We start from the raw sequence: 17442 nt of genomic DNA, 5'->3' as shown, positions 1-17442 counted from the left end.
AGTTAAAAAATTATTTAATTTCCTTAACAATCATTTTACCTATCAAATTGACATCTGTACCTTGTGTTTTTTCAAGTTCCAAATTGATGTCCGTTGTAGGCTTAATCAAGCAGCTTGTTGTTGAAATATTGTATGAAACATCAGAGCCACCTTGTCCAAAATAAAGTTCAGTTGCAAGATATTGATTGTTTGTTGCGTCTTTCAATCTGAAAGTATGTCCTCCTATTGCATTGTATATATAAAAGGCAACGGATACTTCGTACATTTTATTTGCATGTAATGTGATGGATGAGCCATTCATTACAACACCATTTACATAAGTTCCTGCTGGAGCCACTGCTGTTAATGTTTGCGCCCCCAAAACACTTGCGTTTCCGATGTTTGCGTATGCATATTCTGGCATTGCTCCCGAACCTGTAGCACTTATTACACTACCTGTAATGTCAATACCTGTACCGGCTGTATATGTTCCAGCTGGTCCTTGTGGTCCTGTTACACCTGCTGGTCCTTGTGGACCTGTTGCTCCATCTAAACCATCTGCTCCGTCTAAACCTGCTGGACCTTGTGGACCTTGCGGACCTGTTGCTCCGTCTAAACCATCTGCTCCATCTAATCCGGCTGGACCTTGTGGACCTGCTGGACCTGTTGCTCCATCTAATCCATCTGCACCGTCTAATCCAGCTGGACCTTGTGGACCCATTGGACCTGTTGCTCCGTCTAAACCATCTGCTCCATCTAATCCAGCTGGACCTTGTGGGCCCATAGGACCTGTTGCTCCGTCTAATCCATCTGCTCCGTCTAATCCAGCTGGACCTTGTGGACCCATTGGACCTGTTGCTCCGTCTAATCCATCTGCTCCGTCTAATCCTGCTGGACCTTGTGGACCCATTGGACCTGTTGCTCCGTCTAAACCATCTGCTCCGTCTAATCCAGCTGGACCTTGTGGACCCATAGGACCTGTTGCTCCGTCTAATCCATCTGCTCCGTCTAATCCTGCTGGACCTTGTGGACCCATAGGACCTGTTGCTCCGTCTAATCCATCTGCTCCGTCTAATCCTGCTGGACCTTGTGGACCCATAGGACCTGTTGCTCCGTCTAATCCATCTGCTCCGTCTAATCCTGCTGGACCTTGTGGACCCATTGGACCTGTTGCTCCGTCTAAACCGGCTGGACCTTGTGGACCTTGCGGGCCTTGTGGACCTGCTGCTGAATTAGCTGCATACATTGCATAAGGAACACTCATCATTTGACTTGTACCAGAAACTGTATAACTCGTTCCTCCAGTTGGATCAGCTTCAGTTTTTATAAAATATGGACCTGCAGACCAATCTATTGTCGCTATTGATCCTGTAACTACAGTTCCAGAACCAACTTCTAAAGTCACTAAACCATTGATATTTGATGTTGGTGTTTGTGTTTCGACATATACAGCTGTACCTGATGAACTAGTTTGTAAAATACTAATTCTCATTCCTATTGAAGAGTTCGTCACTAAAGCATCACTTGCATCTCTAACGACACCTTGATAAGTAAATCCATCTGGGGATTGTGAATAGGCAATCATACCTACTAATAAAAATGTAAAAAGTAAAATTCTATTTTTCATATTGAGTAGTTGTTTAGTTATTTTTAATAAGTCTAAATGCTTTAATTATTTTATTTGAAGATATAACATTTAGAAAATAAGTTGCTGCTGGTAAAATATCAACATCAATGTTTGTTTGATTTGATAATATTGAACCCGTTTTAATTAATTTTCCATCTAAACTAAATATCTCATATTTCATATCTTCTTGAAAATAAGAGAAGTTCAAATCCAACATAACTTGAGCAACAGCTGGATTAGGATACAAAGTAACATTTATAGCAATAGTATTACTCGGTATCGATAAAGGATAAATTTCAATTGCTTGTTGTACTCCTTGAGTCAATTCTCCGTTAGAGCCACTAATGGTTTCATAAAACATTTGCCCATAAGAGTAACTAACCGATCCTCCCAATCCTGTGGCTTGTCCTCCAGCAAGCACAAAATTTTGCTGACCATAACTAATGGCCGCAAGGTTCAAAATAAATAAAGTCAATGTTTTTTTCATAAATTATAAATTTAAAGTTATTCAAAGTTAACCTTTTTTTAACACGAAAAGCAGGTATAAATACCTGCTTTTCAATTGTTTATGTTAAATTTTTTACATTAAAAATATAATTACTGTTAAAATTAGGGTGCTGGATTAGGAATCTGTTCTTGAATTTTTTCTAATTCAGCCAATATATCTTTCGATAATGAAATTTCAAAAGCGTCTATATTTTCTTTTAACTGATTTAAATTGGTTGCACCAATAATAGTAGAAGTCACACAATCTTGTTGGTTTACAAAAGCCAAAGCCATTTCGGAAATCTTTAAACCATTTGCTTCAGCCAGGTTTTTGTACAATTGAGTTGCTTTATAACAGTTCTCATTAGTATATCTTTTAAAATTTGGGAACAACGCCATACGAAATTCAGGTTTCATTCCACCTAAATACTTTCCTGATAGAAAACCAAATGCTAAAGGAGAATAAGCTAATAATCCTACTTTTTCTCTCATACACATTTCACTTAACCCAACTTCATACAATCTATTTAGTAAAGAGTATGGATTTTGAATGGAAACAATTTTTGGTAAATTATGTTTCTCACTTTCCACCAAATAACGCATTACTCCATAAGGATTTTCATTAGAAACCCCAATTGTTTTTATTTTTCCCTCTTTGATTAATCCATCAAAAATCTGTAAAATCTCTAAAATGGAATACTGCCAGTTTGCATCTAATTCTTGTAACCCTCTCTTTTGGAACATATTCATAATACGTTCTGGCCAGTGCATTTGGTACAAATCAATATAATCTGTTTGTAAGTTTTTCAAACTTAATTCTACCGCTTCTGTGATACTCTTTTTGGAAAAATCTAGTGGTTTTCTAATGTATTCCATACCTCTATTTGGACCAGCAATTTTTGTAGCTACTACTAATTTTTCTCTTTTGGTTTGCCCAATTTTATGCAGCCAAGTTCCAATATAACGTTCTGTACTTCCAAAAATGTGCTCATTTCCTCCTATAGGATACATTTCTGCTGTATCTAAAAAATTAATTCCTCTTTCAACTGCATAATCTAATTGTGAATGTGCTTCAGCTTCTGTATTTTGGTTTCCAAAAGTCATGGTTCCTAGACATACTTTGCTGATTTTTATATCGGTTGTAGATAAAGTAGTGTATTTCATTTATTCAGTGTGTAAAATATATTGAGGTAATGCAACATGCATTTTAACGAAGTTGTAAAGTTAAGGACTTTCTATAAAAGAAAAAACCTGCTTGGTAATACTACAAGCAGGTTTTCTGAAATTTATAATTGATTTAACTTTTGTTCTATTATAACTCGTTCATTAATTTAGAAATTTCATCTAATTTTGGAGTTAAGATGATTTCAATTCTTCTGTTTTTTGCTTTTCCTTCTGCTGTATCATTTGATTTCAATGGTGCATATTCTCCACGACCAGCTGCAGTTAAATTCTTTTTATCAATCGCTTTATTTTCTGATAAAATATTTACGATTGCTGTCGCTCTTTTTGTAGATAAATCCCAATTGTTTTCAACTCCTCCACCAATAGTTCCAGTAATTTTATCGTTATCTGTGTGTCCTTCAATTAAAACTGAAATTTCAGGATTTTGCCCTAAGACATCACCTACTGCTTTAACCGCTTTTTTACCTTCGGTACCTACTGTCCAACTTCCTGATTCAAACAATAATTTATTTTCCATAGAAACATATACTTTCCCATTACGATGCTCTACTGTTAACCCTTTTCCTTCAAAGGCATTCAATGCTTTTGATAAAGATTCTTTTAATTTTTTCATCGCTGCATCTTTATCTGACATCATTTTTTCTAGTTCAGCCAAACGATTTGATGATGCTTCTAAATCTGATTTTAATTTATTTAAGCGATCTTGTTCTGCATTAAGCGTTTTTTGTTTGGCTTCTAATTCTGCCAACAATTCACGATTTTTCTTCATGTTGTTTTCCAAAGCATCACTACTATTCTTCTCTAAAGCATCATAAGACGCTCTTAAATTATCTAAATTTTTCTTAGTTGCTGCATAATCTGCAACTAATTTATCTCTTTCTGATTTTACTTTATCTAATTCGGTTTGCAAGTTATTTTTATCTAACTCTAGTTGGTTTTTTTGTGTTTTAAGTCCTTCTTTTTCATCAGCTAATGCATTTCTTTCTTTTTTAAGATCTGCATATTTGCTTTCTAAGTCTTGATAGATCTTTTTAGACACACATGAAGTAGTTATTCCTAAAACTACAAGTGCAAGGGCCATTTTCTTAATCATAATTGATTTTTGTTTTTATTTTATTTTTATTATTAGGTTCATTTTCTAGCCCTGATGGGAACGGCATCCTTTTTTTGCGAGGAACGAAGCGATTCTTTTTAGATTGCTTTGTTCCTCGCAAAAAAAGATATAGTGTACAGCAGGAAATAGCTCCAAAAAAAGAGAATACTAATTAATTTCTACTAAAACTGGACAATGATCTGAGTGTTTCGCTTCTGGCAAAATCAAAGCTCTTTCTATTTTATCTCGTAAAGGTTCAGCTACTAAACAATAGTCAATTCTCCATCCTTTATTGTTATTTCTAGCATTAGCCCTGTAACTCCACCAACTGTAATTATGTGGTTCTTTATTTAAAAGTCGAAACGTATCGATAAAACCATTTTTCATAAAACTGTCAATCCAAGCTCTTTCTTCAGGTAAAAAACCAGATATTTTTGCATTTCTAATAGGATCGTGAATGTCAATAGCTTCGTGACAAATATTATAATCGCCACAAATTACAAGATTTGGAATTTCTTGTTTCAAATTATTAACGTATACTTGAAAATCATCCATATATTTGAACTTATAATCCAATCGGTCAATATTTGTACCAGACGGCAAATACAAACTCATCACTGATAAAGTATCAAAATCTACTCTTACATTTCTACCTTCATAGTCCATATGGTCAATTCCTGTGCCAAAAACAACGTTTTTAGGTTCTTTTTTTGATAAAATAGCCACACCACTATATCCTTTTTTCTGTGCTGAAAAATAATATTGATATGAATAACCCGCTTTTACGATTTCTTCAACTGGAATTTGATCTTCGTTTGCTTTAATTTCTTGCAGACAAATAACATCTGGATTGGCTTGCTCTAACCAATCTAAAAATCCTTTTGCTATTGCTGCTCTAATACCATTTACATTATAGGAAATTATCTTCATTTTGTGTTTTTAGATATGGATCAAATGTACTAAAAGCTATCTAATTTCAAAAATAATTTATAAGAGATTAACATTCAAAAAAATAGCTCTTTTACTTTAGATTTTTTAACGAAATGAACAATTTTTTATTCAATATTGCCTAGAATTGTTATCTTTGTTTTTCGCTCAAAAACAAAATATAAATGGGATTAGTTACTGCTAAAGAAGTAGCCAAGGCTATAAATACTGATAAGTATGGTTTTCTAGGAACTTTTTCAGGCTGGTTACTGATGAAAGTACTCAAGATTTCTACTCTCAATAAAATATACGACAGAAACAAACACTTAAGTGATGTAGTATTTCTAAACGGTATATTAGACGAATTCCAAATTAAGTTTGAAATTCCTGAAGAGGATTTTAAACGTTTACCTAAAGATGGTTCTTACATAACTATTTCTAATCACCCACTAGGTGGTATAGATGGCATTTTATTGCTAAAATTAATGCTAGAAAAAGAGCCTAATTTTAAAATTATAGCTAATTTTCTTTTACATAGAATTGAACCTATGAAGCCCTATATTATGCCTGTTAATCCTTTTGAAAATCATAAGGATGCAAAATCTAGTTTATTAGGCCTAAAAGAAACATTAAAACATTTAGCAGATGGAAAACCTCTAGGAATTTTTCCAGCTGGTGAAGTGTCCACTTATAGAGATGGTAAAATAGTAGTAGACAAACCGTGGGAAGAAGGTGCTATAAAAATAATTAAAAAAGCAAATGTCCCTGTAGTACCTATCTATTTTCATGCTAAGAACAGTAAGCTTTTTTACTTTCTTTCTAAATTAAATGACACATTAAGAACAGCTAAACTACCTAGCGAACTTTTAACTCAAAAAAAGAGGGTTATAAAAGTACGTATCGGGAAACCTATTTCTGTTGCGGAACAGAATGAATTTACTTCTACCGTAGAATATGGAGAATTTTTACGTAAGAAAACATACATGCTTTCAAATGCTTTTGAAAAAGAGAGCAAATTAATAAATACTTCTTCATTAAAGTTACCAAGAAGTCCAAAACAGATTGTAAAACCAGCCAATCATGATCAAATTTTAGAGGAAATTACTTTTTTAAGAGATCAAGATTGCCGTTTATTACAAAGTAAAAACTACGAAGTATTTCTTATCACAGCAGATAAAATACCTAATATACTTCATGAAATAGGCCGTTTAAGAGAGATTACTTTTAGAGAAGTTGGAGAAGGAACCAATGAGTCTATTGATCTAGATAAATATGATAAATATTACCACCATATGTTTCTATGGGATGAAGATGCCCAAATGATTGCAGGTGCTTATCGCATGGGATTAGGTTCGGAAATTTATGAAAAGTATGGTATTGATGGTTTTTATCTACATGATTTATTTCGTTTTGAACCTGAATTATATGATATGATGAGTAAATCCATAGAAATGGGTCGTGCTTTTATTATCAGTGAATACCAACAAAAACCAATGCCTTTATTTTTACTTTGGAAAGGTATTGTACACACTACGTTACGTCATCCTGAACACAAGTTTTTAATAGGTGGTGTAAGTATTAGTAATCAATTCTCAGAATTCTCAAAATCGTTGATGATTGAGTTTATGAAATCACACTATTATGATCCTTATATAGCGCAATACATTCATCCTAAGAAAGATTACAAAGTAAAATTAAAAGACGCGGATAAAGATTTCGTTTTCAATGAAACGGAAGCTGATTTAAATAAATTTGACAAAATTATTGACGAAGTAGAACCAGGAAATTTGCGTTTACCTGTTTTAATTAAAAAATACATCAAACAAAATGCAAGAGTAGTCGCTTTTAACGTTGATCCTTTATTTAATAATGCTGTAGACGGTTTAATGTATATTAAAATTGCTGATTTACCAGAAAGCACAGTTAAACCTGTAATGGAAGAATTTCAGGCAGAACTGGAACGAAAAGAAGAAAAGAAGAAATAAAAAAAGGCTCAAAATTGAGCCTTTTTTTGGATTTTAAAACCACCCTCTTTTATTTACTTGATAAGTTTGATAAAACTCCTCATCACTTTTTGTTAGATAAATTATTCCTTCAATAAAAGGAATAATTCCTAAAATTCCACAGCTAACTACTGACAGAATTATTTGAATAATTCCCTCATTTGTATACCCTAAGATAAATTTATGAACTCCAAAGCCTCCAATTAGTAATGCACAGACACCAGCTGCAATTTTTTTGTTTTCTGGCTGCGATTGTATTGGTTGGTTCCAGTCTTCAGTTGGTCTAGTTGTTTCCATTTTTGATTAATTTATTTGTTAGTTAATTATTTAAAAGCACTATCTATTGGTTCCCAAAGTTCAATTTTATTTCCTTCAATATCCATTATCCAAGCAAACTTTCCATATTCATATGTCTGCATATCACCTACAATTGTTACACCTTCTTCTGATATTTTTTTCAAAAGCCCTTCCAGATCATGAACTCTAAAGTTTTGCATGAACTCTTTTTTTGAAGGTTCAAAGTAATCCGTTTCTTCTGCAAAAGGGCTCCATTGAGTAGAACAATCATTGCCATTTTTGTCTTTCCACCAAAAGGTTGCACCATATTCATCTGTATTGAAACCCAAATGTTTTTGATACCATTCTTTTACCTCTTTTGGATTATTTGTTTTAAAAAATATCCCCCCAATTCCTGTGACACGAATATCTTCATTTTTTTCATTTTCTTCAAAGTAAATTCCTTTTATTTTATCAACAATTGTTTGTGCTAACTTTTCGTGACTCTCAAAAGTCCAACCGGCAATATGTGGTGACAACAAAACATTTTCTGCTTGTAATAAGTACTCAAAGGCCTTCGGTTTCTCTTCTTCAAATAGGTTTTCAAAGGATAATTTTTCATATTCTAAAACATCTAAACCTGCTCCAAGAATTTTCTTCGTTTTTAAAGCATCTACTACATCCGAAGTCACCACACTTTTTCCTCTAGCTGTATTAACCAACCAAAATGGCTTAGCAAAAGAGTTGATGAATGCTGTATTTATCATTTTATCTGTTACTGTTGTCCAAGGAGTATGTAAACTTAGGACATCCGATTTTTGTTGGAGTTCTTCTAAAGTGACTTGTTTCGCGTTGGCATCAGCTACATTGGGTAAAATATCATAGCATAAGACTTGTACATCAAAACCTCTTAGTTTTTTTGCGAAAGCTTTCCCCATATTACCATAACCAATAATCCCAACAGTCTTTCCATCCAATTCATGACCACGATTTGCTTCACGATTCCATTTTCCAGATTTTACTTCTGTATTGGCTTTATTCAAGTTATTAAATAAAGACAAAATCATTCCTAAGGCATGTTCGGCTACCGCATTTCTGTTACCTTCTGGAGCAGCAATTAAATGAATACCTTTGCTTTGTGCATAATCACAGTCAATACTTTCCAAACCAGCACCTACTCTTGCTATGAATTGAAGATTAGTAGCTTTATCTAGAAAATTTTTATCTATTTTGAACCGACTGCGAATTACAATTCCATTATAGTTTTGAATTTTGGCTTCTATTTCTTCTTTAGAAGACGAATAATCGGCCTCATTTTGAAAACCAGTAGCTTCTAATTGGTTCCAAAGTAAAGGATGATTCGAATCGATGTGTAGAATTTTGATTGTGTTTGACTTCATATTAATATAAAAAGATAAAGATAATTATATTTTTGATTCGAAATATTTAGAAATTAAGTTTCCAAATATTCAAAGCATAACTTAATATAAAACCGCGAATTCGCAAATTTATTTATTATTTAAAAATATAATAAAGGTTATATTTGATGAATTTTTAAAAATATGAACATAAAAAAAAGAGTATTAATTCTGAATCTTTTGACAGTATGCTCGTTTTTAAGTATTAGATTTTCAGGTTATAAAGGTGGTTCAGAATCTTTAGGCTATTTATCAATAAGTAATGTCTATTATTTTATTATTAATAATAACAAATCACAATTAGACTATACTGTTTCCCTTATATTGCTTCCATCACTATTTTTGTTTATTGCAACAGTTATTTTAACCGTTGTATACAAAATTAAACTGATTCAGTTAAATACTTTGCTTTTCGTTATCTACTGGTTATCAATTGCATTAATAGCAAATAATACTTCAATTTTTGACATGAGACTTTTCTACATCAGTTCATCTCCATTTTTAATATGTTGGAGTGTTTTATTTTATCATTTACTTTTAGAGAAAAAAAATTAAAACCCTAAAATCGCTTTTGCAATTGTAAAAAATATTATAATTCCCATAATATCGTTACTTGTTGTAATAAAAGGTCCTGTAGCAAGTGCTGGATCGACTCCATATTTATCTAGAACAATAGGAATAAAAGTACCTATTAAGGAAGCCATAATAATAACAGAAAGTAAGGCCAAAGATACTGTAATACCAGTTTTAATATCAATTCCAAGAAAAAAATGACTTCCTACCATTAGTATGATGGCTAGTATAGACCCATTTAATAAACTCAAAGAAAGTTCTTTTAATAATCTGTTTAACAATGACCCTGACAAAGCATTGTTTGCCAAACCTTGTACGATAATTGCAGAAGATTGCACACCAACATTTCCGGCCATTGCAGCAATTAAAGGTGTAAAGAAAAACAAAGTTCTGTGTTCTTCCATTGCTGGTTCATAAATACCTAAAACACGAACCGAAATAAAGCCACCAAACAAAGCTAAAACCAACCATGGCAAACGCGCTTTGGTTAATTCTAAAATACTATCATCAGCTTCTACATCTTGTGAAATACCCGCAGCTAATTGGTAATCTTTGTCTGCTTCTTCCTTTATCACATCGACAATATCATCAATGGTAATTCTACCCACTAATCTTCCTAATTCATCTACTACTGGAATAGCTTCCAAGTCATACTTTTGCATGATTCTGGCCACCTCAACATTTTCAGTATTTACTTTTACGTAATCTACTTTTGGGATATAAACATCGCTAATAGGTGTTTTTGTAGAAGTCGTTAAAAGGTCCTTTAATGATAATCTTCCTTTTAATCGATTTTCATCGTCCACTACATATATAGAATGTACGCGTGATACATTTTCAGCTTGAGATCGCATTTCTTTCACACAAGTTAGCACATTCCAGTTTTCATTTACTTTTACCAACTCTTTTGCCATTAAACCACCAGCAGAATCTTCGTCATAACGCAACAAGTCAACGATGTCTTTTGCATGTTCTACATCTTCTAGTTCAGAGATTACTTCTTCTTTTCTAGATTGCGGCAATTCAGCAATAATATCGGCTGCATCATCCGTACTTAATTCGTCAATTTCTTCTGCAATTTCTTTTGCCGATAAACTACGAAGGATTTTTTCACGAACTTCTTCATCTAGTTCTAGAAGAATTTCTGCTGTTTTTTCGGAATCTAAAACATTAAAAACATAAATAGCTTCATGAGATTGCAATTCTCCCATGATTTCAGCAATATCAGCAAAGTGAATGTCTTGAAGTAGTTCTAATACTTCTTTCTCCTTATTTTCTTGAATAAGAAGTTCTAATTCATCTAAAAGACCTTTACTGATTTTAAACTCCATCGGCAGCTATTTTTTGAGTTAGTTCAATGAATTGTTCGTACGAAAGTTGTTCCGGACGCAGGTCAAAGATACTATCTTCTTTTAAATTATCAGAATTTATCATGCTTTTAAGACTATTTCTCATAGTTTTTCTTCGCTGATTAAACGCTTGTTTTACCACAGAAAAAAACAGCTTTTCGTCGCAAGGTAATTCGTAATTTTTCTTACGCGTTAATCTTAAAACACCAGATTTTACTTTTGGAGGTGGATCGAAAACATGTTCATCTACTGTAAAAAGATACTCAGCATCATAAAAAGCCTGGGTTAATACTGATAAAATACCATATACTTTACTCCCTTTTTTTTCACAAATACGTTGAGCTACTTCTTTTTGGAACATACCTGAAAACTCTGGAATTTGATTTCTCATTTCCAATGTCTTGAAAACAATTTGAGTAGAAATATTGTAAGGAAAATTTCCAATAATGGCAAACTGTTCGTTGTTAAAAACTTCGTTTAAATCATATCTTAAAAAGTCTTTTGAAATAATATGTCCATGTAATTTAGGATAATTTTCTTCCAAATAGGTTACCGATTCTGTATCAATTTCAATAACGTTTGTTTCTATTGGTTTCTCTAAAAGATATTTGGTAAGTACGCCCATTCCAGGCCCTATTTCTAATACTTTCTTGTATCCTGTAAAAGATAATGTATTGGCTATATTTTGGGCTACACTTTCATCTGTTAGAAAATGTTGACCTAGATGTTTTTTTGCTTTTACTGACATTTACCTTTGTTTTCATTTCCGTGAAAACGGAAATCTTTTATAATTTATTTTTGACTTTTCTACCAATCTAATGATAAATCATCCCAAATAGGATTATTTTCTTCAATTAATTGAATTTTCCACTCTCTATTCCATTTTTTAAGTCTTTTCTCTCTTAAAATAGCATCTTCTACATATCCAAAAACTTCATAATAAACCAGTTTGTCTACATTATATCTGTAAGTAAATCCTTTATTAATTCTATCTTTATGTTCTTTTGTTCTTCTAATAATATTGTTAGTAAAACCTACATAGAGCACTTTATTATTTTTACTTGCCATTATGTAAGCATAGTAGATATGAGTTTTCACAGATAACCTTTCTTTTAAAAGTTTTCCGTTTTCACGGAAAAGACAAATAATGAATTAATTTTCCTTACCGTAATGTTCACTCATTACTTCTAGTTCTGTTCTAAAAGCTAGCATTTTATCTGCAAAAAGTGAAAACCCTTCTTGACGTAAACGAGGCGCATGATTTTTATAGTAATCTTCTAATTTTGCCCTAGAATCTGTAAAATACTGAACAGAATAAGTAGTTCCTCCCATTTCTTCTTCTACTAATACTTTTACCATTCTAGCGCTGATGAAAAGACCAGTTGCTAACACATCGTCTATGTGTTTATTTCGCATCCATTGCAACCAATTATCGTGTATGCTTTTATCAACATTTACTGTTACATTATATATAATCATTATTCTTTTTTTAATCTTTTATATTTTTTTGAAGTTATAGATTTGCATCTCCTCTTAAAATTCTAAATTGTTTTCTTGCCTCAGTAAAATAAATACTATCAGAGTGTTCAAAAATCATTTTTTCATACAAAGGCTTAGCACTTTCCACATCTAGTAATTCTTTACGATATATTTCAGCAGAAAAAAACAAAGCTTCATCTACATATATACCCTCTGAATGATTATCAAGTATTTGTTTATAATAAGAAAGCGCTTTTTGATATTCCTTTTTTCTAGTGTAAATAATTGCTATTTTAAATAAAGTTTCGTCTTCAACACTATCGCCTTTATATTTCTCCAAAATACTAATAAAACCATTTAAAGCTTGATCTTCTTTGTTTTGATATAAGAGTAGGTCTGCTCTCGCAAAAGATGTTAGAGCTACTCTAGTACTATCTTCATAGGAATTGTCCTTTATTAGTAAAAATAATTCAACAGCATCATTCGCAATTAGCAAACTAGAAGATTGTTTTAAGACTTTCACTTGTTGTAATGCCCAGTCAAAATCGTTTTTGTAGTAATTAGCTTTAGCCATTTTCATACTAGCTTCATGAGCAATGACATCATTTTTCATATTTTCTTCTACTTGAGCATAATATAAAATAGCTTGATTGAATTTTTCATCATATATCAAAATATCCGCTAATTCCATCTTAACTTCTGATATATCTCTACTATTTAAACGTAGTTCTAATGCTTTATTCAACAGGATAATACCTTCTTTCGGATTATTTAAATTGAAAGCTTGAAAATGAGCGGTTAACTTTATTAATTCAAGAGAAAATGAAGAAAACCCATACTTTTCTAACAATTCATTTAATTCAGTATTTATTTTTACATAGTCATTAGGATTAGCTTCTTCAATTCTTATCTTCATTAAAAAAGTATGAGCAGAAACCTGAAGCAGCTTATCATTTGTGTTTTCTAAAACAAAATTTAATATTGAAATGGCCTCCTCATTTTGTTTATCATCAAAAGCCATATAGGCTAATGAAACAATACTATTAAAACTTTCTGGATTTCTTTTATAAATGGCTTTCTCTTGAATAAAAGCTTTAGCATATTCCTTTTGTTGTACATATAACCAACTCAAGAATTGATTCCAATAAACATCTGGTTTTTTTTGTGTTCTAATTAACAAAGCCTTTTTGAGGTAATTTAAGAAAGTACTCTGTGCTTCATCAGCAATAAAACGCGTTAAATAATTTTGAACAACAGTTGTATTTTCTTGTTTTTCATAAGCAAAATCCAATAACTTATCGGTCATTAACTCTATATTTCCTAATTGACCTTGTAGCAAAGCTATTTGGTAATCAAAATTTAATTCAGGATTTACTTGTTGCCCTTTTTCATAAGCTTTTAATGCCCAATCTACTAGTACTTTTTTTTCAAAACCATTCCCTAATTGATAAGCGTAAGCAGGTTGTTTTTCAATTTCTTTTAACGCCAACTCATATTGCTTTTTTGCTTTATCCTCCTGTTTTTGTAATTGAAAATTATATCCTAAATCGATATACAATATAGGCTGATTGTATCTTTTTTTCCTTTCTAAAATTGCATTTTCAGCTTTTTCAAATTGTTCTAATTGTTGATAACAATCAATTATTCTTTCAAAAAAATAATAATTTGAAGTTTGTTTTAATGCAATTTGTTCAAGTAAAGTAAGTGCTTTTTCAAATTCACCTTTTTCATAATAATCTAATGCTAATTGTTCATTTTGTGATTGAACGAATAGCGTAAAAATTAATAAGATAAACAGCGTAAACTTTTTCATTGCAATTTTTAAAAACAAATAATGTACTAAAGTAACACTTTTGTGTCAAAATAGTACATTATTACATTAAGATTAACTATTTAGTTAATGATATCGAAACCCGTATATTTTCTTAAAACTTCTGGAATTACAATTCCTTCTGGTGTTTGATAATTTTCTAAAATTCCTGCTAACACTCTTGGTAAAGCTAGAGAGCTTCCGTTCAAAGTATGTGCTAATTGGTTTTTACCTTCTTTATCTTTAAAACGCAACTTTAATCGATTCGATTGAAACGTTTCAAAATTTGAAACAGAAGAAATTTCCAACCAACGATCTTGAGCAGTTGAAAATACTTCAAAATCATAAGTTAAAGCAGAAGCAAACCCCATATCTCCACCACAAAGACGTAACACTCTATATGGTAATTTTAGCTCTTTTAAAATTTCTTTTACATGTTCTACCATTCCTTCTAATGCTTCATAAGATTTATCAGGATGTTCTATTCTTACAATTTCTACTTTGTCAAACTGATGCAAACGGTTTAATCCACGAACATGTGCTCCCCAAGAACCTGCTTCTCTTCTAAAACACGGTGTATAACCTGTACAAAGTATAGGCAGTTCACTTTCATTAACTAACACATCACGAAATAAATTAGTCACTGGAACTTCTGCTGTTGGGATTAGATACAAATTATCTTTTGCATCATGATACATTTGTCCATCTTTATCCGGCAATTGACCTGTTCCATAGGCTGAAGCTTCATTTACTAAGTAAGGCACTTGGAATTCTTGATATCCAGCATCAATATTTTTATCTAAAAAATAAGATATTAAAGCACGTTGTAATTTTGCTCCTTTTCCTTTATAAACTGGAAATCCTGGAGCCGTAATTTTTGTCCCTAATTCAAAATCTACAATATCATATTTTTTAATTAAGTCCCAATGTGCCATAGCTCCTTCAAACAATACAGGAACTTCACCTTCTTCAAATATATTTTCATTCTCTTCTGGTGTTTTACCAAAAGGAACAGACTCAGCTGGAAGATTAGGCAACTTATAAAGCTCTACTTGCAACTCTTCAGTAACAGTATTTAATGTTTCTGTAAGTTCTTTCGTTTGCTCTTTGAACTTTGTTGTTTTTTCTTTTAAAATTTCGGCTTTTGCTTTCTCACCACTCTTCATTAAAGCACCTATATCTTTGGATAGTTTATTGGATTCGGCAAGAATAGTATCTAATTCTACTTGAGTTGATCTTCTTTTTTCATCTAATACAACTACTGTTTCAACCAAATCTTTAACATCAATATTTCTTTTTGCTAAACGCTTGATTACTTCTTCCTTGTTTTCTCTAATAAATGCTACCTGTAACATGATTTTTAAAATTTAAGAGGCAAATTTAAGGAATTTGAGTTTAGTTTTCTGAAAATATGTTTAAAACTTGGAAGAGAAAGCTGACCCTCCTAAAATAATTACACAATCTAATAAGTCCTTTTCTAGTTATGCGTAATTTGGTTTTTAAATAATATTTGATCACTCTTAATATAGCAACTTCCCCTCTTCTCCCTCATAGAAAGAATCAATAGATAAATTTTGTTGTTGGGAAGCCATAACAGCCAGCTCATCACAACGCTCATTTTGCGGATGATTATTATGCCCTTTTACCCATTTAAACTCTACTTGATGTTTGCGATAAATTTTTAAAAAACGTAACCATAAATCAGGATTCTTCTTGTTTTTAAAGTTTATTTTTTCCCATTGAAAAACCCATCGTTTTTCAACTGCATCTACTACATACTTAGAATCTGAAACGACTAAAACTTTTGTTTTTGGATTTTTTAGTTTTTCTAAACCAACAATTACAGCCAATAATTCCATCCTATTATTAGTGGATAATCTAAATCCTTCATAAAATTCTTTCTTATAGGGAGTGCCTACTAATTCCATAACCACACCATAACCTGCTGGACCAGGGTTTCCTTTGGCAGCACCATCAGTATATATATGAACTTCGTGTATCAAGTGAGTAGTGATTAGTAATTAGTGATTAGTGTTTCTATTACATCAGGAAAAAACTCATGTTCTAATTGATGTACTTTTTCAGCAATTTCTTCAGGAACTGTACAATCTTCAATATTTATAGCTTTTTGGAAAATAAATGCTCCTTCATCATAATTTTCATTTACATAATGAATAGTAATTCCAGTTTCTTTTTCCTTATTTTCAAGAACTGCCTTGTGAACATGCATTCCATACATTCCTTTTCCTCCATAATTAGGTAAAAGTGCTGGATGAATATTTATTACTTTATTAGGATAACTAGTAATTATTGATGCAGGAAACTTCCATAAAAATCCAGCTAAAACAATTAAATCAGGTTGTATCTTATTTATCTCTTGCAAAACATAACCATCAACCATATCTCTTTTATCAAACACAATCGACTGAATATCATACAATTTAGTCAATTCCAAAACTTTGGCATGAGGATTGTTTGAAAAGATACCGACTACGTTTCCTAGACTTGATTTTTTGAAATGTAATATTATTTTCTCGGCATTTGAACCAGTACCAGAAGCAAATATGACTATTTTTTTCATTACCCTGTAATTTTTATTACACAAAAAAAAGAATAATAATTGGTAAAAAATAGAAAAATGAAGTCTTTATGAATTATTTTTTTTAATTTCGTAGTCTTATTTAGTAACAAAAAGGTTGTTTTAAAATAAAGTTTTTTATTTTTGCCAACAAATTAAATTAAAATTAAAAGATTATGTCAGACATTGCATCAAGAGTAAAAGCGATTATCGTAGACAAATTAGGTGTTGACGAAAATGAAGTTGTAGCTGAAGCTAGCTTCACTAACGATTTAGGAGCTGATTCATTAGACACTGTTGAGCTAATTATGGAATTCGAAAAAGAATTTGATATTCAAATTCCAGATGATCAAGCTGAAAACATTGCTACTGTAGGTCAAGCTATTTCTTACATCGAAGAAGCTAAGAAATAATATCAAAAACACCCATTTGAATTATTTTCAAACGGGTGTTGTTGTTTCGCTTTTACTTTTAAAATCTTGAATTAGATTTCCTTTGATTTTAATTTAAAATATTATCAAAGGTTAAGTTGAATAAGTTTTTAATTATATTTTTATATATTTATAACGAGAAATTTATTTTATTTAGTAGAAAACATTGATTGTATTACAATCATAAAAATAAACTATGTAATACCCATTGTTTCTTTTAGTTATTAT

At 31.6% G+C, this 17442-nt stretch carries 17 protein-coding genes and 1 pseudogene; 3 read left to right on the top strand and 15 right to left on the bottom strand.

Features of this window, described 5'->3' with window-relative positions:
* Positions 1-10: 10 nt before the first annotated feature.
* The 5 genes from FIA58_RS15830 to FIA58_RS15810 form a co-directional block, all read right to left on the bottom strand.
* Positions 11-1606, bottom strand: a complete 1596-nt coding sequence (locus FIA58_RS15830; protein ID WP_208022825.1) for a collagen-like domain-containing protein — start codon at positions 1604-1606, stop codon at positions 11-13.
* 13 nt (positions 1607-1619) lie between these two features.
* The gene (locus tag FIA58_RS15825; protein ID WP_140963543.1) at positions 1620-2093 is read right to left on the bottom strand and encodes a T9SS type A sorting domain-containing protein; all 474 of its coding nucleotides are present in this window, start codon (positions 2091-2093) and stop codon (positions 1620-1622) included.
* A gap of 122 nt (positions 2094-2215) precedes the next feature.
* Positions 2216-3256 carry an aldo/keto reductase gene (locus FIA58_RS15820; RefSeq protein WP_140963541.1) on the bottom strand — a complete coding sequence of 347 codons (1041 nt, stop codon included), beginning with the start codon at positions 3254-3256 and terminating at the stop codon, positions 2216-2218.
* 148 nt (positions 3257-3404) lie between these two features.
* A complete protein-coding gene (locus tag FIA58_RS15815) occupies positions 3405-4370 on the bottom strand; it encodes an OmpA family protein (RefSeq protein WP_140963538.1) in 966 nt (321 codons plus the stop codon).
* A 168-nt stretch (positions 4371-4538) separates the two neighbouring features.
* Positions 4539-5300, bottom strand: a complete 762-nt coding sequence (locus FIA58_RS15810; protein ID WP_140963536.1) for an exodeoxyribonuclease III — start codon at positions 5298-5300, stop codon at positions 4539-4541.
* 182 nt (positions 5301-5482) lie between these two features.
* On the opposite strand from FIA58_RS15810, the gene FIA58_RS15805 reads away from it, so the two are divergent.
* Positions 5483-7282 (top strand): GNAT family N-acyltransferase, encoded by a 1800-nt coding sequence (locus tag FIA58_RS15805; protein WP_140963533.1) that lies wholly within the window; start codon positions 5483-5485, stop codon positions 7280-7282.
* Between the two features lie 33 nt (positions 7283-7315).
* Here FIA58_RS15805 and FIA58_RS15800 read toward each other — a convergent pair whose 3' ends face one another.
* On the bottom strand, positions 7316-7597 hold the full coding sequence (locus FIA58_RS15800; RefSeq protein WP_140963532.1) for a TM2 domain-containing protein: 282 nt from the start codon (positions 7595-7597) through the stop codon (positions 7316-7318).
* Between the two features lie 434 nt (positions 7598-8031).
* A pseudogene (locus tag FIA58_RS15790) lies at positions 8032-8976 on the bottom strand (2-hydroxyacid dehydrogenase); the annotation flags it as partial.
* 162 nt (positions 8977-9138) lie between these two features.
* On the opposite strand from FIA58_RS15790, the gene FIA58_RS15785 reads away from it, so the two are divergent.
* Entirely contained in the window at positions 9139-9549 is a 411-nt protein-coding gene (locus tag FIA58_RS15785; RefSeq protein ID WP_140963530.1) for a hypothetical protein, read from the top strand.
* On the opposite strand, the gene mgtE is transcribed toward FIA58_RS15785, so the two are convergent.
* The 8 genes from mgtE to purN all read right to left on the bottom strand — a co-directional run bounded on the left by mgtE (position 9546) and on the right by purN (position 16786).
* A complete protein-coding gene (gene mgtE / locus FIA58_RS15780) occupies positions 9546-10898 on the bottom strand; it encodes a magnesium transporter (protein WP_140963528.1) in 1353 nt (450 codons plus the stop codon). The genes FIA58_RS15785 and mgtE overlap by 4 nt on opposite strands.
* Positions 10888-11664 (bottom strand): 16S rRNA (adenine(1518)-N(6)/adenine(1519)-N(6))-dimethyltransferase RsmA, encoded by a 777-nt coding sequence (gene rsmA / locus FIA58_RS15775; RefSeq protein WP_140963525.1) that lies wholly within the window; start codon positions 11662-11664, stop codon positions 10888-10890. Before rsmA ends, mgtE begins: the two co-directional genes overlap by 11 nt.
* 59 nt (positions 11665-11723) lie before the next feature.
* A complete protein-coding gene (locus FIA58_RS15770) occupies positions 11724-12014 on the bottom strand; it encodes a GIY-YIG nuclease family protein (RefSeq protein WP_317167919.1) in 291 nt (96 codons plus the stop codon).
* Positions 12015-12068: 54 nt separating this feature from the next.
* Complete coding sequence (locus FIA58_RS15765) at positions 12069-12395, bottom strand: DUF4286 family protein (protein ID WP_140963523.1); 327 nt, start codon at positions 12393-12395, stop codon at positions 12069-12071.
* 34 nt (positions 12396-12429) lie between these two features.
* Positions 12430-14208 carry a tetratricopeptide repeat protein gene (locus FIA58_RS15760; RefSeq protein WP_140963521.1) on the bottom strand — a complete coding sequence of 593 codons (1779 nt, stop codon included), beginning with the start codon at positions 14206-14208 and terminating at the stop codon, positions 12430-12432.
* 80 nt (positions 14209-14288) lie between these two features.
* Positions 14289-15560 (bottom strand): serine--tRNA ligase, encoded by a 1272-nt coding sequence (gene serS / locus FIA58_RS15755; RefSeq protein ID WP_140963519.1) that lies wholly within the window; start codon positions 15558-15560, stop codon positions 14289-14291.
* Between the two features lie 165 nt (positions 15561-15725).
* Positions 15726-16208, bottom strand: a complete 483-nt coding sequence (gene rnhA, locus FIA58_RS15750; protein ID WP_140963515.1) for a ribonuclease HI — start codon at positions 16206-16208, stop codon at positions 15726-15728.
* Positions 16209-16219: 11 nt separating this feature from the next.
* Complete coding sequence (purN, locus tag FIA58_RS15745; protein WP_140963512.1) at positions 16220-16786, bottom strand: phosphoribosylglycinamide formyltransferase; 567 nt, start codon at positions 16784-16786, stop codon at positions 16220-16222.
* Between the two features lie 173 nt (positions 16787-16959).
* Between purN and FIA58_RS15740 the strand changes: the two genes are divergently transcribed.
* Positions 16960-17196, top strand: a complete 237-nt coding sequence (locus FIA58_RS15740; protein ID WP_002988156.1) for an acyl carrier protein — start codon at positions 16960-16962, stop codon at positions 17194-17196.
* Positions 17197-17442: the final 246 nt, after the last annotated feature.

Source organism: Flavobacterium jejuense, assembly GCF_006491595.2.
Classification (GTDB): Bacteria; Bacteroidota; Bacteroidia; order Flavobacteriales; family Flavobacteriaceae; genus Flavobacterium; species Flavobacterium jejuense.
Note: the sequence above shows the minus strand (reverse complement) of the source record. Positions and strands in the feature narration are given on the sequence as shown.